A 21213-nucleotide genomic window follows, 5' to 3' on the forward strand; every position below is an offset into this window, starting at 1 on the left:
GATGAGAAAAAATAACTTTATAAAAAACTTGTTTTTCTTTTGCTTTTTAGCTTATAGTACCATAAACTATGGTCAAAGTGGAAATACTTTTGAACTTCAAAAAAGTAATTATGAAAATATGGGTACAGTGGATATTGCCAGAGGTAATCCTAGTATAGGTATTCCTTTATTCAATATTCCCACTCAATCTTCCAAACTTAAAATCAATGTTGGATTAAATTATTCTGCTTCAGGTATTTCATCCAAGCAGATGATCACTGATATTGGCATGGGGTGGAACGTTACAGCGGGATCTTATGTATCAAGATCTTCTCATAATCATGTTAAGGAATATAGCGTAGGAAAGATAGGGAATAACAAGGTTTATGAATCCAATATGTTTCAGTATAGCTGTCCTGGAGGAAGTGGAAGATTTGCAATAGCCTATGATAAAGCTACTAATGGAGCGAAAATTATACAAACAGAAACTTCAAAAACAAGGATCATTTTCGAGAAAACTACTGATACCACAAAATACCTGATAAAATCGTTTACAGTAATTGATGAAAACGGGTTAAAATATCTTTTTGATAAAAACGATATTTCATTTTATGGAATAGGCAATAAGAAAGAATTGTTTCAGAGTGCTTATAACCTTACTCAAATAACAGATGAAGGAAATAATACGATTGTAACCTACGACTATGTTCCTTATACACAGAGTATTTCAGGTGTCGGCGGAACACAGTATATTGTAAAGAACAAGCTTTTGAAAATCAATATAACTAACATTGGATCAATTGATTTTCAATATTATCAAGGCACTGCACCTTTGCCCGTTACCAACTGGACACCAACCTCTGGGGATCGTGATGCTTATTTGCTACAAAAATTAATACTCAAAGATGCAGGGTCAAGAGTAATCCATCAATATCAGGTAAGCACCAATGGAAAAGAGCTACTCTCTTTATCTAAATTGGATAAGAATAATAACTTGATTGAGAAATACAGTTTTGATTATCTTTCTAATAATGGTGTAAGTGTAGATAAAAAAGATGAGTTCGGTTTTGGAACAGTTTCTTCCTATCAAATCTTTGAACAGGATAGATTATATAATACTGGGGAAGTTAACCCTCACTATGCCAATAATGGTGTTTTACAGGTAATACATTTGCCCTCAGGAGGAAAAATAGAATATGAATTCGAGTCAAATACACAACCTGTACCTAGTCGTCAGTATAGTGTATCTTATAGCGGTGGGAATATCTTAAATCATCCTTTTAAAGATTTTAAGCTGGTAAAAATAGCAGAGATCAACTTTGACATGGCTATTACCAAAGACTATCCATTTACTATTGATAGCTCTGTATATACTGATGTATGTTATATTATTGGTGGAGTGAATGATGTAACATTAAAAAATGCAGGACCTGTTCCTTTTTCTTATAAAATTTATAAGGCTAATGGTACAGAAGTCTCAAGGACAATATTTAAAAATGATACAGAGACCTCCAGCTATGAGTATTTTGTGACCAATGGTACGAACAAATTAAGGCTCACCGGGTCATCCCCTGATAAAGGAACATTTATTATATATGGAGTAAAAAAGCTTTCCGAACCTTTTAACTATACTAAAGGCCTGAGAGTGAAAAGTATTAAAAAATATGATGATCCCAATGCCGCACCTATAGAAGTATTGGATTATAATTACGATGATTTTTCAAAACCTGGGGTTCCGAATAGTATGCTTTATGGCTGGGATAATAGCAGTATCCTGCTAGATGGTGGATTTTATCAACCTTATGAAGAGATGCTTTACAAAAATGTAAAAGTCACCAATACAACTAAGAACTATTCTACTAAGTATTCTTTTATTATGCCTAATGATACTAGTGGACTATTAAACCTTCCAATTCAAAGTCCCTTTAATTATGCAGACCTCAATTATAATATTTTAAATATGTTGCTTCCTGAAAAAATTGAGCAATATAAAGGGAATGGACAACTGGCACAGAAAAATGAATATCAGTATACCATAAATTATACTCCGATTGATGCTAATATTCCTGTTCCTCCAAAAATCCCATGGATAGAAACCCAGACTGTCAATGGGTTTTCATATCCGGATGCCAATACTGTTTTAACCAATTCAAGTACAACAACAGCAGAAGGTAAATATGGAAATATTATTAAAGAAGCAGCCACTGACGAAACCGGAGATTATTCTGAAAAAAATTACAAATATGCTGATGATCTTAATAACCAGAAGCTGAAAAATGCCAATCTGATTGCAGTTCCGCTACAATCGGAAACTAAAGTAACCCAAGATGGAATCTCTAAAAATATTTCAAAATCCGAAGTGAAGTTTGATCGCACCACGGATGTCTATCCTTCTTCAACAATTTCCTATGACGTTGTAAACGGAACACCTTCTACAGAGGGAACTTTTGATAAATATGATGCATTTGGGAATGTATTGCAGCTTACCAGTAAAAGCGGAGTTCCTGTATCACTGGTATATGGTTATAACAATACGCTGTTGATTGCTAAAGTTGAAGGTATTACCTATGACCAGCTTACAGCTCTTAATATTATTCAGCCTATAGTCAACGCGTCGCTTAAGGATATTTCAGATCCTTCTACAGAGCCTGCTTTCATTACAGCTCTCGATACTTTCAGAAAAAATCAGAATCTGAAACAATACAATATAACGACCTACACTTATGATCCGCTCATTGGAGTAACCACTGAAACTTCTCCAGCAGGAGTCAGAAAGAACTACCAATACGATAATGCCAACAGGTTGATTAAGATCACAGACCGAACGGGCAATACGTTACAGGAGTTTAAAAACAACCTTAAAAACCAATGATCATGAAGCCAGGTATACAATATAAAACACAGATCAGGATGAAAAAAATTATTTTATGTTTGATGCTGTTAATCTCTGGGTGGGGCTTCTCCCAGTCAGGGCTTACTGACAACGAAAACTATTCTTATACGAAAAGCTGTCTTACCGAAGATTGCTCCAAAAAAGTAGAATCAGTTCAATATTTCGATGGGCTTGCTCGTCCTAAGCAGATCATCAGTATTAAAGGAACTCCATCAGGAAAAGACATAGTACAACATATAGTATATGATCCTACGGAAATAACGAATAAAACTTATCTGCCTGTCCCACAAAGTGTAACCCAGGATGGAGGTATTTATACAGATCCTCTTGCGGATGCTTCCCAGACCTATGGCTTAGAAAAGATATTTGGAGTAACGACAATGGATATTGCTCCTTATAACAGGGTAAAGCAGAGCGTAAAACCGGGAAATGCCTGGGCTAACAAGCCAGTGCTGTATAATTATGAGACAAATGCAGCTAATGAAGTATTGAAATTCACGGTCTCTACCACGTGGGAAAATAATGCTACCAAAACAGATATTGTGAAAGCTGGATATTATCCTTTAAAAAAGCTTTCTAAAAACACGATAACTGATGAAGACGGGAATAAAAGTATAGAGTTTAAAAGCGCAAGCGGAAAGACCTTGCTGGTGAAGAAAGTAATTAGTGCATCAGAGAGTGCAAACACTTACTATATTTATAACGAGTATAACAAGCTTGCTTTTGTACTTTCACCGGAAGCTTCAAAGACAGTTGAAAAGATGGCTAACGGGGCTACTGTTACCCAGAGTATACTTGACCCATTATGTTATCAGTATAAATATGACTCCAAAGGAAGACAGGTAGAGAAAAAAATACCAGGGAAAGGATGGGAATATTTTGTTTATGATAAAGCTGACAGGCTCATAATGAGTCAGGATGCAGAATTACGAAAAACAGGAAAATGGTTCTTTTCAAAATATGATAAGCTGAGCAGAGTAATATATACAGGAATAGCTGATATTGGGAGTCAATTTATCAGGGATCAGGTTCAATACAGCACCAATTATTATATTGACCAGGGAAAGCCATCAACGGAAGAAAAAAGTACTACGGGATTTACAAACAGTGGAATGCTTGTCTACTATGGCAATATGGTATACCCTACCACTATTGATAAGGTTTTGAGTATTAACTACTACGACACTTATCCAACTGGAACTCCCACAAGACCTTCGCAGATTCAGGGTGTTAATACCATCGGTGATAACACGGCTAATGCAGTCAATACAAGAAGCCTTGCAACAGCTTCGTATGTGAAAAATATTGAAGATGATAACTGGACGAAAAATTATATATGGTATGATGATAAGATCAGGGTTATAGGTACGCACTCTATTAATCACCTGGGAGGCTATACCAAAACAGAATCTTTGCTTGATTTTGCAGGCGCCGTAAAACAGTCTAAAATCTACCACAAAAGATTAGCTTCTGACGCAGAAAAAATTATAACCCAGACGTATGAATATGACAGCCAAAACAGATTAAAAAAACAATGGCATCAGGTAGGAACGGGCGCTCAGGAATTACTTGCGGAGAATACTTATAATGAACTTAACCAGCTTTCAGGTAAAAAGGTTGGAAACAGCCTTCAGGATATTGTTTACACCTACAATATCCATGGTGCTCTTACCAAAGTTAATGATCCTTCCAACCTTAACGGGAAATTATTTGCCTATGAGCTTAAATTCCAGAATCCCACTAATGCAACTGCAAAATATAACGGACTAATTTCAGAAATGGATTGGAGGACTTCTTCAGATAATGTACTAAGAAGATATGCCTATCAATATGATGCTTTAACCAGGCTGACCAAAGGAACTTATTATGAACCCGGGTCATCGGTTCCCCAAAATAATTTTTACAACGAAACCCTGGCTTACGATCTGAACGGAAACATCAGCTCCTTACAAAGGAACACAAAAGGTATTACAGGAGCAACCGAACTTATGGATAACCTTACTTATCAGTATACGGGAAATAAGCTTAACTCCGTTACTGATTCCTCAAATAACTATGGAGGGTATCCCGAAACTTCCGGAAATAGTATTGGCTATGATGATAACGGGAATATGACAGACCAGAAGGATAAAGGAATTTTACAGATCGACTATAATATGCTTAACCTCCCGAAGTATATTAAATTTAATGAACTTGTTGGGAACAGGGGATCTCAAACCTATGTTAATACATTGTATACCTATCGCGCAGACGGGACAAAGCTAAAAAAAGATTATAAATACAGGGATGATGCCCAGTTTAATTTTCTTGCCAATACGGTGACGGATTATCTGGACGGATTTCAATATGAAACGAGTACGACATCTTTTGGAGCGGGCTCACCAATCCTTAAGTTTGTACCTACTGCGGAGGGATACTACAGTTTTGAAAATAATAAGTATATTTACAACTATACCGATCATTTGGGGAATATAAGGCTAAGCTACTCCAAAAGCTCTACCGGTAGCGCAGAAGTTCTTACTGAAAACAATTACTATCCTTTTGGATTGAAACATAATGGCTATAATGGTATAAAAGGAAATCCTTCTTATAATTACCAGTACAATGGCAAGGAACTTCAAAGTGAAACCGGATGGAATGATTTCGGGGCCAGGATGTATATGTCCGACATTGCACGATGGGGCGTGATTGATCCTTTGGCGGAACAAATGAGAAGATTTTCTCCGTATAACTATGCATTTAATAATCCGGTAAGCTTTATTGATCCGGATGGAAGAAAATCCATCTACGCTCCTACGATAGATCCTGAAAGATCTGTAGGAATGGGTGAGAGGGGAAGTCTCCTGAGATATTTCGCCCAAGGAGGACATGGTGGAATAGCAAATTATTTAGATTATTTGGGACAGCAAAATGTAACTGCAATGTATTTTGAAGACTCAATGTCTAAGCTTAGTACGGCAGGTGGCAGAAGCACTGAAACTTTTGGAGAAACGCAGGCTTATAGTGATCTTATGAATACGTTGAAAATGGGCTACAGTGGAGGATTAACAAATAATAAAGGCATTTTAAGTTGGTGGACAGATGCAGATGAAGCGCAGTATGGACAATATAATATGTTGAAGTTAGGTACTGGTAGCATGTGGGGTAATGTTATTGATTATTTTATGAATAATTTCGTTTTAAAATTAGAAGGTTCTGCGACATTTGGTGCACAAGTTGGAGGTAAAACAAGCTTTGGTTCACTTGAGGCAGGTTTATTTACTACATCTCTTGGAAAGGTAGGATGGAGTTTGGGGGATGGTTTTTATGCAAAAGCTGGTGATAGAAAAGGACATAATTTTGTAGGTGGTGGTATAAAATTATTAAGTAAGAAATTATCAGTAGGTGGGAACTTAGATTATGTTTCAAATGACGTCATTCCCACAGCTGGTGATTTAATAGAATATTATAAGGATAATGGACATTTAGAGGGGCAAGGTAATATAGGTCCTGGAGAAAGCATACTTAAACCACCAGCTGGGAGCAGTGCTGAAGCTTTAGGAATATCTTTAAAATCTAAATTTAAAGGAGGTAATAAAGAAGGTTGTTCGTCTTGCTTTGAAATTGGAGGAGGATTGAAAGCTCTTTTGGGTATAGATGGTAAAATTGTAATAGGATTTAAATAATATTATGAATTACTATGTTAATATTCATTCTGATACTTCAGAATTTTTTGAAGGTAATAAGTTAATTTTAAAGGTGATCTTTGGACGCTTTTATTTAAATAAAAACAAAATTTTAGGAGTTGACAATAAAGAGTTGTTGGTTTTTAAAACGTTTAATTTTTTTTTTAAGAAAAATATTAAAATATTAGATCAAAATTTAGATAAGACTCTTTCAGTAAAAAGAAATAGCCTTGTTATAAATAATAATATACTTTCAATAAAAGAGAAATTTAATATATTAGGGAAATATGAAGCGATATGTTTGTTAAATAATAAAAAAATTGGATCAATAAAAGATGAATCAACTTTTTTTATGAACAAATACGTCCTAGTATTTGACAGAGAAGATGAATACAACTATTACTTTTTACTATTATTTGCTATGCTTTCAGTAGGATTTGCAGATCCGGCATAAAAATACAAATGCGTAAAAAGGTTATCTACAAAACGTAGATAACCTTTTTAAATTTTTATATACAGCGCTATTTAGAGTTTTTATTTCTACAAAAAGATCCCTATTATTTTCCTTTATTTTATTATCTTATTTTTGTCTACATCTAAATTTATTTCATAACCGATAATTTTTATACTATCAGTCTCTTTCTGTAAGGAGAAAATTTCAAAAGTATTGATTTTATCTCTTTTCACATAATATGACAATAGATATTCAGCTTTAGAGTTTGTTCCTTTTACAACACTTGTTTCCCATTCATATAATGAATAATTTGAACTACTTCCCGCTTCTTTATTAGTCCAATCAATCATTCCAATTAATTTATCTTTACTTGTTGCTTTAAAAAATTTTGCACTAAAAAGCTTCAAAATTTCTTCTTTTCTGTTTGCCTTAATTAAAGAATAAAACTTTTGTGTAATCTTTTCAGCCTCTTTTTTATCTTCTTCTCGGTTTTCATATATATGATTAAAGTTGCAACTAGTTATCAGTAAAAGTACTAAGATTAAAAGAGAGCTCTTTATATAGTTTTTCTTAAACATAAGCTATTTTATAATATTCAAAGTTATGAACAATAATTTAAAATGAATAATTATTTATTAAATATAGTTGTTATTATGAAGTAATGATTTTTCCAGCTTATACCTGTTTGTTGATACATTTATGGTCACCCTGCTGGCGCGAGCGTCACGCTGGTGTCTTAATAAATTAGATTAACAACTCATAATAAATCCGAGAAAATACCTATTTCTCGGATTTTTATTAAGGTTGTTTTTAGAATTACACTATTTATGGTCTTTAAAGGTTTTTGAGCAAAATTAAATTACATCCATCAGAATCCTATTGAAAGTGGTTTTGTAACAGAACCTTATGAATGAAAATATAGCAGTGCAAGAAATTACTATAATGATGATCATGAAATTTTGGAAATAGATTTAAATTTGTAATTAGTGAAGAGGCAACGAGCGTGACGCTCGCACCAGCGTGGGGTTTTTAGTTTATGGAACAGGAACAATGATTTATGATTTAACAAATGAACCTTAATTAATAAGAAAATGCAAGAATATAATATTACTATTTTTAAACAATCTAGAATTTTGTTAAGTCTTTTTTTAACGCCAATATTTTTTGTAATTGCAATCTTTATTGGAGCTGAAACCAGCTCTTTTATTATTCCAATTCTTTGTTTTACTTTAATCCTTATAACAATGTATTATTTTGCAAGTGGAAACCTCAAAATAATAATTAAAACTGATAACGAATTAGTTTTTGAATGGAAAAAGAAATTTATTTTTAATTTTAGATCTCCTATTTCTATTAAAATTAGTGATATCAAAACCGTTGTTTTAGATGACGATCAATTTTTAAGAAAAATTATAACAAATGTTGATACTATTTATATTAATAATTCCAAGATTAAATCTAAAGATGCGGACAAGTTTATTGACAAGTTAAAAAATGAAGTTAAAAAATACGATATTAGAATAATTGATAGTTGGGATGAACTTGTAGAAAAAGGATATATTAGGTTGGCTTATATAATTAATTCTTTTGTTTTATTGGTATCAATTATAGTAGTTATAATTTTTACAATATTAAAAGGATTTAATCCAATTTCATTTTCTATCTTACTATTGTTTATACCGCAAATGCTTTTATATAGTAAACAAATGAAGAGTAAAATATAATTCCCCTGTTGGCGCGAGCGTCATGCTCGTGTCTGAATAAATTAAATTAGATTAACAACTCATAATAAATCCGAGAAGGTACACTTTCTCGGATTTTTGTTTATAGTATTTAATATTAAATGAGTCTGAAAGTAGCCTTTAGCAGAAATTAAATTACATCCATCAGAATCCTGTTGAAAGTGGTTTTGTAACAGAACTTTATCAATGCAAATATAGCAGTGAAAGAAATTACTATAATGATGATCATGAAATTTTGGAAATAGATTTAAATTTGTAATTAGTGCATGGGGGTAGCGGGGATTGGAGCAGGAGCAAGAAAAATATCTATTTATGATTCATCAGTAATTAATCAAGGATTTTAAATCCAAATATAGCACAACGATTCGGTTATTCATTCGAGAAGGTTGGAAATGGAATTATTTTGCAAAAAACTTTAAAATAATATTTAAATGATAAAAGATAAATCATCAATATACCTTTCAATTTTCAAAAGAAAAGGTGGGGAAGGGATTAAAACTAAAATTATTAATAGAGATAATGAGAATCAATTCAAGACATTGTTTTCAAATTTATCTGATCAAGAAAAACCATTAATTACTTTTTTTGAAAATATTTCAAATTGGATTTTATTGACTAATAATAGAATTATTATCAATAAGCAAGATAGCTTTTCATTTGTAAAAATAGATGAAATTATAGAAGTTGTTCCAGCCTTAAAAGAAGAATTGAAAAATGACATTTATTTAAAAAATAATTTTACAAAATTAAAATTGGGATTAAAAAATAATGATAATGTTATACTTGATTTAGAGCAAGGATTGCCATACGAAGGTTTATATCAGGTTTTACATTTTATTAAAAGCGATAATATTAGTTCCCTCTTATAAACTGGCGTTAAAACTTATGGTTGGTAAAATAAAATATATTGGGATTTTTCTTGTCTTTTCCATATTTTTCAGTTGTAAAAAACAACAAGGGGAAAATATTTTAAAATTAGCTGAACTAAGTAATTACAAAATAATATCAAAAACAAGAATTAACGATTCTATTACGAAAATTAATGGAGAGAATAAAGAGTATACTCTGGAAGGTAATATAAATACTCATTACAACTCTAAGCAAGATTGGTGGAAATTTAGAAATAAAAGAACTGGAGAAAAGTATGAAATAGAATATATTTTTCTAAATAAACAGATTGAGAATCAAATTAAGATATATAGAGATGGAAAATTGTATGAAGATGCAAGTAAATTTTATACTAAATCATTTGATAAAGTTAGGTTCAATTTCAGTTTTTACTTTCCTGTTTCAAAATTTAAAACAAAATTAGTAGAGTTTAATTATACTATTTCTGATTCAGTCAGAAGAAAGATTATTAAAGAGGAAACATTAATATGTAAAGAAAATAATAGTTATTATTCTTGCTCTATTCCTATTAATGAGAATGAAAGTGTGATAGGTATAGTGACAAAATTTTCCGAGTTCAGTGATGACAAAAGTGATAGTATAATGCTTGCAGCAGATAAAATATTTGTGAAATAAATGGCAGCTGGCATTTTAAATGGATTCGTGCGGTAGCGGGGGGAATACGCTTTACCAAGATCAATATAAATTATTAATATGTTAGTATCTGAAAAAATATTTAGCTTAATAAAAAAAGAAAGGCAGATGTTGGGTGATTTTGAAAACTATAAAATTAAAATCAGCAATAGTGATAACTTTGATAGAGAAAATTTAATAGGAATATATAAGATTAGGCAATACACCGCTACAAGGAATGGTAATGTTAGGTTATCACAAGAATTAAGCAGTTTATTATTAAGCTTGGAAAATTATTCTGAAAGTAAATTAAGATTTGTAAGCATAACAGGTGAAAAATATTATGGTATGTTTTATCTGAGTGAAAATTGGCATGAAGTTATTGGATACTTTGAAAGTGAACTTGATGAGAATGGAAATATAATAAATTAATAAAATGGCCCCTGCTGGCGCGAGCGTCACGCTCGTGCCCGAATAAGATTAACAATCTATATATAAATCCGAGAAGATGGAATTTGATAAGATGAGGGATCAACTCAATGTTTTATTTGAAAGGTTAGACTTTAAAACAGTTTCAACTTTAGATAACAAAGATTTTAGAACATTAGCGCATAATTTCTTCATAGGGATAAACCAACTTAGAGATGAAGGCTTAACCTTAAATGATGATTTTATAAAATTTGTCAATAATAAACATATTGAATACGATCATGATGATTATGGAAGTGATTTAATATATAAGGAAAGGATGCAGGATATCCTTTCCGAATTAACAGAATTCTGCTCACCTCCATGGTTCTGGAATACCCCATTAGAAGAGTATCTGGCTCAAAAATGGTAAATTTTTAACTTCGAATAAACAAAAAAGACCGGCTCTACAGCCGGTCTTTTTTATAGGTACGAACCATACAGTTGCTAACCGAACCTGTTATGGATTGGATATAATAAGAGCAGAAGGTATATCGGATAGCCAGATACTTTTGGTATCGATTAATCCTTTCCAGCTTTTACTGCTGATGAGCATCAGATCCTGGGAATTTAAAAACTCCTTTTCGATCTTTTTCTCGTTATATAGGGTGATATGATTAGGGGCAACCTGTTCAATGCTTCTGATGAGTTCTTTCACCTCGATATTATTCCGGATCTGTCCTGCGACATCCAGAATGATGATCTGTGAATTATTATTGTTGATCAGTCTCTTGGCATATTCCAGCAGGTAAAAATCGCTGAGGTTGAAGATCGGAACAAATACTTTATCCGCACTTTTGAAATCTTTTTCTACCAGAACTCCTACCGGGATATTGGTTTTATCAAGGATTTGTAAAGTAAAATCGTCAAAAGGGGAGTTGTTGAAAATATATCCTTTTCCTTTTACGGTATTCAGGAGTTTTTCCGGGTTGATGATCTTCGTGGTGAAACCCAGCAGCCTGCCTAGTAGACTTCCTTCATACATCGATTTTCCAAGCATGATCAAAAGGAGGTCGTAGTTTCCTTTGTTTGAAATGCTGGTAAGATCGTTTTCAATATCCGTAGATGCTTTGAAAAGGGTAGTGACTTCAAGTTTCAGGTCGTGGGAGGTTTCGATTACATTTTTAAACTGCTCATTCTCGTATTCATTGATGTCATAGGCATGCATTTCCTCCACAGGAGCAATATTCATGGCAGTAATGCTCTTATTGCCATTCATTTTATTGGTAAAATCATGGGCGAGTTTTAATAAGGTACTTCCCGATTCAGGATTGTCAAAGGAAAGCAAAACACGATATTTCGAATCATGATGCCCATTTGGGATATTTTCATCCTTTTTAGATTTAAAAAGATAATTGAAAAAATCCAGTGCCGGTCCGGTCATAAAGGTAGTGAACAAAGCCATGATCACCAGCATGGCGAAAATTTCGGGACCCAGAACACCGAGGTCATATCCGATATTCAGAACGATAAGTTCCATTAATCCCCGGGTATTCATCAAAGCACCGATTGTTAAGCTGTCTTTCCAGTTGATCCCGAGGAATCGTGCAGCTAAAGCACTTCCTGCAAATTTTCCGGCTACAGCAATCAGAATTATAAATCCGGCTGTCATCCAAAGGTGTCCGTCATTGAGCAGTCCGATCTGTGTCCGAAGTCCTGTAAATACAAAGAATAAAGGAAGTAAAAGAACCAGGGCCACATCTTCGATCTTATCGATGAACATCGTACGGAATTTAGCGTTCTCAGGCATAATAGCTCCAGCCATAAAAGCTCCGAACAAGGCATGGATTCCGATCACTTCCGTTACATATGCAGAAAGAATAAGCGTTAAAAAAAAGATGGCGACCATCGGTTTGTTGATGGTGTTTTTACCTGCCTGCAGATCACCGATCCTTTTGAGGAACGGCCTTACGATCTTGATCATAAAAAAGACATAACCTATAGCCATTAAGATCACATAGATCGAACTGGCAAAAGATCCCGCTTTTACAATAGCGATCACGGCTGCAAGGATACACCATGCGGTAATATCATCTGCTGCGGCACAGGTGATAACGATGGTTCCCAGTTTGGTTTTCTGCAGATTTCTCTCCTGGACGATCCTTGCCAGTACCGGAAAGGCGGTAATGCTCATTGAAATAGCAATAAATAAGGCAAAAGAAGTAAACTGGATACCATCCGGTGCAAATTCCTGATAGATGAAATAGGAGAGTCCGATACCCAGTGCAAAAGGAATAATGATACTGGCGTGGCTGATCACTACGGCATCATGCGCCTTTTTTCTTAAGACGCTAAGATCAAGTTCCATACCAACGATATACATGAACAGGATCAGCCCGATCTGGCTTAAAAACTGTAAATTCCCAAGGGATTCTTTTGGAAAAAGAAAGGATGAAAACTCCGGAAAGTACATTCCCAGTAATGAAGGTCCCAGAACAATACCGGCAATCATTTCTCCGATCACCGTCGGCTGCTTTATTTTCATGCAAATCCATCCGAATAACCGGGCGACCAGGATGATGGTAACGATTTGTGCCAGCAGTAAAGCCAATGGATGATGAAGGTTGGCTTTAAACGATTCTATAAAGTTATCCCAGGTAGATCCTGAACTTGTTTTTACAACAAGATTTTCTTTTACCTCCAATGTTTGTCCTTCAATAATGAAGAAGTACATCAGGCAAGAGAAAACAGCGATCGTAACTGCATAAAAAATAATATTTCTGTATTTCCCCAAATTCATAATCCGTTATTTTAGTGTAAATTTCTAAAGAATATATGGATGACAGATATTATTTTTTGTAAAATGTAATAAATGCCATAAATAATGTAATGAAAAATCTATTTTAAAGAATATCCAAGCCCAATTCCTACTTTCCAGCTGCCATTTTGTGTCGAAGTCTTGGTATTATAGTACACCGGAACCTGAAGGGCTATCTTTTTGTAGACAAAAGTAAATCCTACACCCAGATTAGGAGTGATAGCGCTGTTTTTTGTCCCTTCTGAACGATCTTCTCTGATCCGTAGGGAAGGAAGCATTCCTACAATAAATCTTGTATGGCGCCAGGTCATGTTGATATTTGGTCCCGTAAAATTGATGAAAGCCCCATGATCCACATATCCGGCTGCTGCCACTCCGTCAAAAAATGCGGCTTTCACTTGAGAAGTAGATTCCTGGGAAAAACAACATCCGGATATGAGAATTCCACATGCATAAAAAAATCTTTTCATGATCAATCATTTAATCAGGGGCAAAAGTACACGGACTGATTATTGTAAAAAGGAGCCTGTAATGAAAGACCTGAATTCTGCAGCGAAAACCGGATCATTTGAAGGATCTATTTTCCGAACATTTCCATCAGAGCGCTTTTATAGGTATCTCCGATCTGAAGTTTCAGGAAATTGTCATCTTCCGCAGGAATTGTGGTAATGATCTCGTTGGTTGAAAATACTTTGATGGAAGACAACGCGATGATCTCTTTTTTATTGACCTGGGCGAAATCTTTAGCAGGAAGCATGTCAAGAAGATTTTTAAAATTGAGGTTTTTAAGGACGATATTGGTTCCGTCGTTGAGAATAATATCTTTATCGCGGCTGTCGATCTCCGAGGTTTTAATGTAAGCAATCTGCTCTGTGAAAATGATGGTTTTCCCGATATTCGTATTCCATTCGATAAAGTCTTTCTTCTGCGGGCTGTTGACCAGTTCCTTCGCCTTTTCAAAAGCCTGAATGAGTCTTTCTTTTTTAATAGGTTTACGCACATAATCCACCACATTAAGATCGAACGCTTCGGCGGCATATTCTTTATAGGCTGTCGTGAAAATGATCTTTTTAGAATCTGAAATCAATTCTGCTACCTGAAGTCCCGTCATTCCCGGCATTTCAATGTCCAGGATGCATACGTTGCAGTCGATGGAATGGATTTCGCTGAGGAAAATTTTAGGATCGTTAAAAGCCTTTACCACCTCTACATGATCAATCTGTTCACATAGAAGCTTTAAATAGCTTATCGCCAGCAATTCATCATCAAGAATAACGCACTTTATCATAGAACTCTCCTAAATTAATTTGTAATTCTGCTGTGAAGATCCCGTTTTTAGAACTTTTTTGAAGCTGATAATGCGTGTTATAGATCATCTTCAGCCTTTGATCCAGGGACTGGCTTCCGAATCCGCTTTTTTCTTTTTCCAGAACGTTTTTCAGCGAAGCCTTGTTGATCACCTTCATGGTGTAGATCCCGTTTTCCAGCTCCAGATATATGGATATAAAAGAATCCTGGGCTAAAAAATCCGTATGTTTAAAAGCGTTTTCTATCAGGTCCACAGAAATCAGCGGGGCAAATACTTTCTCTTCAAAGATACGGTCGGATTTATCGATTCTGGATTTGATCCTGAAATCAAAAAGGGGGTTGATCTTGATCTTATTGATTTCAATAAGGCTTAAGGCAAAAGTGAGCTCTTCCTTCGGGCTTACGAATTTATTATTGCTTTCGTATAAGATATAATCCAGCACGTTCGCCAGCTTATCAAGGGACATATAGGTCTGGTAAGCGTGAGACTGAACGGAATTGAGGATATTTTTAAACAGATGCGGATTCAGCTTGGTACCAATGTGTTCCAGCTGAACTTCATTCAGTCGCTGCTCAATCAGCTTATTCGTTTCCGACAGCTTGGTATTTCGTTGTTTGAATTTTTTATTCTGGCCAAACAGGTAGATGCTTACCGTAAGAAAAAAGAAAATAGCAAAGACTCCAATGAATATCAGATAATCATGAATCATGTAATAATTGCCATCCATGGTTGTTTTCTTTAAATAATACCTGCTTATTTCAGTTTTTTAAGGCTGTTCAGCGTTACCGTTTCTTCACATTTTTCATATCCGATCTCGTAGGTCGGATGGGTTTCCGGATAGATCAGTATATATTCCGGACATGGTTTTTTTTGAGCATGGCTGCGGTCGAAATCTACTTTTCCTTTGGTGATAATACTGTCTTTCAGAAATTTTTCATCAATCTTTAAGGTTTTCATTTCATTACTGAATGTCTCTGAATACTTAAAATCCTTGGAAAGCGTTTCAGCAATAACACGGCTGTTGGGCAAATATCCCGAGCAGCTTGCCCCTTTTTTGTTTAATATAAAAAATACAATAATAAGCCCCGGAATAAGGCCGATTAAATAAAACTTCAGTTTTTTCATTAGAAAATTAAAAGATTGATATCATGATAAGTAAGCCCGAAACGGTCGCAGATGATCTTTTTCGTATGTCTTCCTTTATACATATAAAGACTTTGCTTCATTTCATTTTTGCGGATCAGCATATTTTCAAAGCCACCTTCCTCATCGTAATTTAAAATGTAGGATAAAAAGAAATTAGAAATAGCCTTTGTTGTCGTTCTCGGCATTTTTGACGTAAGATTCGGAAGACCGCAATGGATCACTCCGTGTTTGATAATATAAGGCTCATCCATGGTGGTAAGTTCCGAAGTTTCGATCACTTTACCATTGTCGATGGTGATATCTATAATTACACTTCCTTTTTTCATTTTCATTACCATATCTTCCGTAACGATCGGCTGCATATTCAATCTCGGAAGGGCTCCGATCACAACATCTGCACGTCTTAAAGCTTTACCCAGCTCTTTAGGATCGATAATAGAAGTAGGAACACGGCTGTCTACAATGGTATGAAGTCGGCGTAGTTTCGATAGGGAATTATCAAAAACCCTTACGCTAGCTCCTAAACCGATAGCTGCTTTGGTGGCAAATTCGCCCACGATTCCTGCTCCAAGGATCAGGACTTCCGAAGGTCGCACACCTGTAATTCCACCCAGCATAAGGCCATTGGATAAAGCCAGCAATTCCGATGCATACAGGATGGAAACGGTTCCGGCAATTTCACCTACCAGTCTTACCAGGGCAAGCTGCTTGTATTCGTCGATAATAAATTCGAAAGCGATTGCATTGATTTTTTTCTCAGCAAGCTTCAGGAAATATTCTTTCTCTCTTAAATTGATCTGAAGGGCAGAAACCAGATACGTATTTGGCTTCATATAATCAATTTCTTCCTCAGTAGGAGGGTTGATCTTTAAAATCAAATCCTGTCCGAAAGCTTCTTTGGGATCTGTAGTGATCTTTGCTCCTGATTCGGAGTACTGTAAATCTGTAAAAAAAGATCCTACTCCGGCACCCGATTCGATAATGATTTCGTGGCCGTGATCTACCAATACCTGCACTGCATCAGGAGTGATACAGGTTCTTCTTTCGTGAAGACACGTTTCTTTGGGAACACCAATACTAAATTGTTTACCCTTCTTTATAACTTCCAGTTTTTCCTCTTTCGGCATCAATTCTTCTTCAGTAAAAGGAGTGAAAATATTTGTAGTACTCATTCTTTACATTAATTATGTCTTACAGATAAATGTTTTTATAATCAAATTTAGTAAGCAAAGATACATAATATTTACTCGAAAGTGATTTCTCTGCTTTCACCGGTATTTAAAATGCTCATTGAGTGATATTCCAGGCCGTACAGCTCTTCTTCATATACTTCCGGCCATTCGATAATGCATAGATAAGCATTGTCCAGATATTCCTCAATACCGATATCATACACCTCGTCAATATTTTTCAGACGGTAAAGATCAAAGTGAAAAATTTTTCCTTTCGGACTGCTGTACTCATTCACAATAGAATAGGTTGGAGAGCTTACCTCATCCTCACTTCCCAGGTTTTTAAGTAAAAACTGTGTAAATGTTGTTTTTCCTGCTCCCAGGTTTCCTTTTAGCAAAAGAATAGGGTGCTGCAATTGAGGAATAATTTTTTCCACTACAGCCTGCCAGTCTTCGATTTTATTGATTTTCAATTCCATTTATGATGTATAGTTTAATATATTGTTTCGGGCTTCCTTGGTCATTAAACCCTGTTCTATGTAAAAGTTAAGCTGATTGGATATTTGTAAAAGTTCTCCTGGTTGTTTTATCTGAAACAGAACTTTCCTTTCCTCATTATCCAAAAGTCTGATTTTTAAATAATTATTGCAGCCTTGGGAAAAAGCACCGTCAGCACCGTTCCTGATAATGAACCTTCCCTTATGATCATTTTGTACTATTTCCACATACTTTAGATTTTGCGTCAAAAAAACCTCATTGTCGACGGTAATTTTTTCTTTTTCAAAAATAAGTTTTCCTTCCATTCGACCTTTTAGCTGTTCCGGAAACCAGACATTAATAAAACCTCCGATGAAGGCAATAAACATAGGTATTCCTATGATCCATGCGAACCAGCCTGGAATTTCCTTTTCCGGAACTTTGAGTATATAAAGCACAAAAGCAACAGTCAGGAAAGGGATACCTATTAAAATATAAATTATTCTTTCCCTTGTCCATACAAAACCGTTGGCAGGTTTGTAGATATTAAAAGCTTTATAATCTTCAGCCATACATGAAACTTTTATTGAGAATGCGTTCAACCAGGCATTCTGTCATTCATCCGGGTGTCATTTTTCATTTGTCAAATTTAGCCTAATTATTTTATTTAGATCGAACACGAATTTTATCAATTTTAGGAATTTCACGAAGGGGGATTTTTTTGTTTTACAATAGAAATATTATACTTTTACACCATGATTTCCAAACAGACCATTGATAAGATATTCTCCACGATCCGGGTAGAAGAGATTGTGGGTGAATATGTGCAGCTGAAACGGGCAGGGTCTAATTATAAAGGACTCAGTCCCTTCCACGAAGAAAAATCTCCCAGTTTTGTCGTTTCTCCGAGTAAGCAGATCTGGAAGGATTTCTCTACAGGAAAAGGAGGAACTGCGATTTCCTTCCTCATGGAAATTGAAAACTTCACCTATCCCGAAGCGCTTCGCCATGCTGCCAAAAAATACGGAATTGAAATTGAAGAAGATCAGCGCGAGTTTTCTGAAGAAGCTAAAAATGCCCAGTCTGAAAGGGATTTATTATATAAAATTCATGAAGTGGCCAATGATTACTTTCAGAATTTCCTTTGGGAGGCTGAAGAAGGAAAATCCATTGGACTCGCTTATTTCAGGGAGCGTGAGCTGAAAGATGATATCATAAAAAAATTCCAGCTGGGATATTCTCCTGAAAAGAAAAATGCCTTTACGGCGTATGCTTTAGAGAAAGGATATTCTAAAGAAATTCTGGAGAAATCAGGACTCTCTATTTTTCCTGAAAATGCACCGAATGGAATTGACCGTTTTCGTGAAAGGGTCATCTTTCCGATCCATAGTTTCTCAGGAAGGGTATTGGGTTTTGGTGCCAGGATCCTTAAGAATAATGTAAAAACAGCAAAATACCTCAATTCCCCGGAAACGGAGATCTATCATAAATCGAATGTCCTTTATGGATTAAACCAAAGTAAGCAGGCTATTTCCAGGAAAAACGTCTGTCTCTTGGTGGAAGGATATATGGACGTGATTTCCCTTCATCTTTCCGGAATTGAAAATGTGGTGGCAAGCTCGGGAACTTCCCTGACGACAGAACAGATCAAACTGATCAAAAGACTAACGGAAAATGTAACCATTCTCTTTGATGGAGATAATGCCGGAATTAAAGCCAGTTTCCGGAGTATTGATATGTTGCTGACAGAAGGAATGAATATCCGAGTTCTTTTATTTCCTGAAGGAGATGACCCGGATTCCTTTGCCAGAAAACATCCGCAGGACTATGTGGAAAAATTCATCGAAAATGAGGCGATGGATTTTATTGATTTTAAAGCTGAAATTCTTTTAAAAGAAGCAGGAGGCGATCCTATTAAAAAGGCCGAAGCGATCAGGAACATCGTTAAATCCGTAGGGTTTGTTCAGAATGCCTTGAAAAGAGAGGTTTACTTAAAAGAAGTTTCCAATAAATTCGGACTTTCCGAACAGAGCTTGTTTAATGAACTGGATGTTCAGAGGCAGATTACCCAAAATCAGAACCAGCATGTTCAGCAGCAGAAAGAAAATGTTCCCGTTAAAATGGATATTGTCCCTCCGGATGAGAATAAAGGGGATCCTTTTCTGTATGATGTCTTGTTTATGGAGAGTAAGCTTGTAGATCATATGCTGATGTTTGGAGATGTTGTTTTAAAAAGAACGGACGCTAATAATGAGGAGTATCAGATCACGGTCATTGAAGAAATTCTGCACCATTTTGAGGAAGAGCAATATCAATTTTTGGTAAAAGGAAATGAGATCATCATTAATCAGGTAAAAGAAGGCATCCAGCAGGATGAACTGAGAAGCGGGAATTTTTTCGTATCTTTTATGGACGAGCAGATCACCTCGAAGGTAGTAGATGCGTTAATTCCATTGGATGAGCTTGAAAACTGGGCTTCCCGGAATATTTATCCTCCCAATTACGGGGATAAAGTGGCAGAGCAGATTAAAGGTGACGTCTTGCTGCATAAATACCGGTATATCGACTACCTGATCAAAGAAACGGCTAAAGAGCTGGATCAATACAGTGGAAAAGATGAAGGAAAATATTTTGAACTGATCAAAAAGATCACCTTATTGAAACAGGCGTCAATGAAACTCAATGATATTATCGAATACTCACCCATTAAAGGGATTTATAGAGACAGTAAAAGATAATTTTCAGACAAACTGTTGGCGGGGCACCAATCATTTCTGACAAAAAGTCCTATAAAATTTTAGGAATAAAAGTTGTAATTTAAACTTCAGAAAAATTTAAAATAATACCAATAGAAATATGGACATTAAAAAAGAATTCAGAGATTTCTCTGTAAAGCATTTAGGAAACAGCGGTTTGGTTACCGATCAGTATATGGGGATGTATGGTCCAACGAATCTTACGCCTTACATTATGGAGGAAAGAAGATTGAACGTTGCTCAGATGGACGTTTTCTCCCGTTTGATGATGGACAGGATTATTTTCCTTGGAACCGGAATCGATGACCAGGTAGCTAATATCGTAACAGCACAGCTTTTATTCCTTGAAAGTGCTGACCCTTCAAAGGATATTCAGATCTATATCAACTCTCCTGGTGGTAGTGTATATGCAGGTTTAGGTATCTATGATACGATGCAGATCATCAAACCGGATGTAGCGACAATCTGTACAGGTATTGCTGCTTCAATGGGAGCTGTATTGTTAGTTGCCGGAGAAAAAGGAAAACGCTCCGCACTTAAGCATTCAAGGGTAATGATCCACCAGCCTTCAGGAGGTGCACAAGGTGTTGCTTCTGATATGGAGATCAACCTGAGAGAGATGTTGAAATTAAAGCAGGAGCTTTACGATATCATTGCAGAGCATTCAGGACAAACTTATGAGTGGGTTGAAAAATCTTCTGACAGGGATTACTGGATGACTTCTGAAGAAGCTAAAAACTACGGAATGGTAGATGAGGTTTTACAGAGATCCAAAGAGAAAAAATAAGTTTCTTTAAATACTAATGAAAGCGCACCGATAGGTGCGCTTTTCTTTTTTTATAATAATCCTATGTCATTAACTACGTCTGATCT

General features: G+C 35.3%; 19 protein-coding genes. 10 read left to right on the forward strand and 9 right to left on the reverse strand.

Translation table 11 applies throughout. The features are described from left to right. The first annotated feature begins 1 nt into the window (after position 1). The 3 genes from AC0INN_RS00955 to AC0INN_RS00965 are packed head-to-tail and all read left to right on the forward strand — an operon-like array spanning position 2 to position 6991. The gene (locus tag AC0INN_RS00955; RefSeq protein WP_306611258.1) at positions 2–2851 is read left to right on the forward strand and encodes an RHS repeat domain-containing protein; all 2850 of its coding nucleotides are present in this window, start codon (positions 2–4) and stop codon (positions 2849–2851) included. A gap of 38 nt (positions 2852–2889) precedes the next feature. Beyond that, a complete protein-coding gene (locus AC0INN_RS00960; RefSeq protein WP_273647300.1) occupies positions 2890–6537 on the forward strand; it encodes a DUF6443 domain-containing protein in 3648 nt (1215 codons plus the stop codon). 4 nt (positions 6538–6541) lie between these two features. Next, complete coding sequence (locus AC0INN_RS00965; RefSeq protein ID WP_273647301.1) at positions 6542–6991, forward strand: hypothetical protein; 450 nt, start codon at positions 6542–6544, stop codon at positions 6989–6991. A 113-nt stretch (positions 6992–7104) separates the two neighbouring features. Here AC0INN_RS00965 and AC0INN_RS00970 read toward each other — a convergent pair whose 3' ends face one another. Further along, positions 7105–7569 carry a hypothetical protein gene (locus AC0INN_RS00970; protein ID WP_273647302.1) on the reverse strand — a complete coding sequence of 155 codons (465 nt, stop codon included), beginning with the start codon at positions 7567–7569 and terminating at the stop codon, positions 7105–7107. Positions 7570–8082: 513 nt separating this feature from the next. Between AC0INN_RS00970 and AC0INN_RS00975 the strand changes: the two genes are divergently transcribed. From AC0INN_RS00975 to AC0INN_RS00995, 5 genes are all read left to right on the forward strand, one after another. After that, positions 8083–8715: a hypothetical protein gene (locus AC0INN_RS00975; protein WP_273647303.1), complete on the forward strand. Its 633-nt coding sequence runs from the start codon at positions 8083–8085 to the stop codon at positions 8713–8715. 449 nt (positions 8716–9164) lie between these two features. Beyond that, complete coding sequence (locus AC0INN_RS00980; RefSeq protein ID WP_273647304.1) at positions 9165–9602, forward strand: hypothetical protein; 438 nt, start codon at positions 9165–9167, stop codon at positions 9600–9602. A 16-nt stretch (positions 9603–9618) separates the two neighbouring features. After that, positions 9619–10257: a hypothetical protein gene (locus AC0INN_RS00985; RefSeq protein WP_273647305.1), complete on the forward strand. Its 639-nt coding sequence runs from the start codon at positions 9619–9621 to the stop codon at positions 10255–10257. A 78-nt stretch (positions 10258–10335) separates the two neighbouring features. Then, positions 10336–10686, forward strand: coding sequence for an enoyl-CoA hydratase (locus tag AC0INN_RS00990; protein ID WP_273647306.1), 351 nt, complete (start codon positions 10336–10338; stop codon positions 10684–10686). Between the two features lie 76 nt (positions 10687–10762). Then, positions 10763–11095, forward strand: a complete 333-nt coding sequence (locus tag AC0INN_RS00995; protein WP_273647307.1) for a hypothetical protein — start codon at positions 10763–10765, stop codon at positions 11093–11095. Between the two features lie 87 nt (positions 11096–11182). Here AC0INN_RS00995 and AC0INN_RS01000 read toward each other — a convergent pair whose 3' ends face one another. The 8 genes from AC0INN_RS01000 to AC0INN_RS01035 form a co-directional block, all read right to left on the reverse strand. Then, positions 11183–13462: a cation:proton antiporter gene (locus AC0INN_RS01000; RefSeq protein ID WP_228456925.1), complete on the reverse strand. Its 2280-nt coding sequence runs from the start codon at positions 13460–13462 to the stop codon at positions 11183–11185. A 98-nt stretch (positions 13463–13560) separates the two neighbouring features. Next, complete coding sequence (locus AC0INN_RS01005; protein WP_306611263.1) at positions 13561–13950, reverse strand: hypothetical protein; 390 nt, start codon at positions 13948–13950, stop codon at positions 13561–13563. A 107-nt stretch (positions 13951–14057) separates the two neighbouring features. Next, positions 14058–14768 (reverse strand): LytR/AlgR family response regulator transcription factor, encoded by a 711-nt coding sequence (locus AC0INN_RS01010; protein ID WP_273647309.1) that lies wholly within the window; start codon positions 14766–14768, stop codon positions 14058–14060. Next, positions 14746–15516: a histidine kinase gene (locus AC0INN_RS01015; RefSeq protein WP_273647310.1), complete on the reverse strand. Its 771-nt coding sequence runs from the start codon at positions 15514–15516 to the stop codon at positions 14746–14748. The genes AC0INN_RS01010 and AC0INN_RS01015 overlap by 23 nt, the downstream gene beginning before the upstream one ends. Positions 15517–15542: 26 nt before the next feature. Beyond that, entirely contained in the window at positions 15543–15914 is a 372-nt protein-coding gene (locus AC0INN_RS01020) for a hypothetical protein (protein WP_172277025.1), read from the reverse strand. After that, positions 15914–17107: an alanine dehydrogenase gene (locus AC0INN_RS01025; protein ID WP_273647311.1), complete on the reverse strand. Its 1194-nt coding sequence runs from the start codon at positions 17105–17107 to the stop codon at positions 15914–15916. The genes AC0INN_RS01020 and AC0INN_RS01025 overlap by 1 nt, the downstream gene beginning before the upstream one ends. A gap of 71 nt (positions 17108–17178) precedes the next feature. Next, complete coding sequence (gene tsaE, locus AC0INN_RS01030; RefSeq protein ID WP_172277031.1) at positions 17179–17586, reverse strand: tRNA (adenosine(37)-N6)-threonylcarbamoyltransferase complex ATPase subunit type 1 TsaE; 408 nt, start codon at positions 17584–17586, stop codon at positions 17179–17181. Further along, entirely contained in the window at positions 17587–18156 is a 570-nt protein-coding gene (locus tag AC0INN_RS01035; RefSeq protein ID WP_273647312.1) for a hypothetical protein, read from the reverse strand. It lies immediately after the preceding gene. A gap of 183 nt (positions 18157–18339) precedes the next feature. Between AC0INN_RS01035 and dnaG the strand changes: the two genes are divergently transcribed. After that, positions 18340–20322 (forward strand): DNA primase, encoded by a 1983-nt coding sequence (dnaG, locus tag AC0INN_RS01040; protein ID WP_273647313.1) that lies wholly within the window; start codon positions 18340–18342, stop codon positions 20320–20322. 118 nt (positions 20323–20440) lie between these two features. After that, positions 20441–21127, forward strand: a complete 687-nt coding sequence (gene clpP, locus AC0INN_RS01045; protein ID WP_007842699.1) for an ATP-dependent Clp endopeptidase proteolytic subunit ClpP — start codon at positions 20441–20443, stop codon at positions 21125–21127. The last annotated feature ends 86 nt before the right edge of the window (positions 21128–21213 follow it).

The organism is Chryseobacterium subflavum (genome assembly GCF_055762745.1).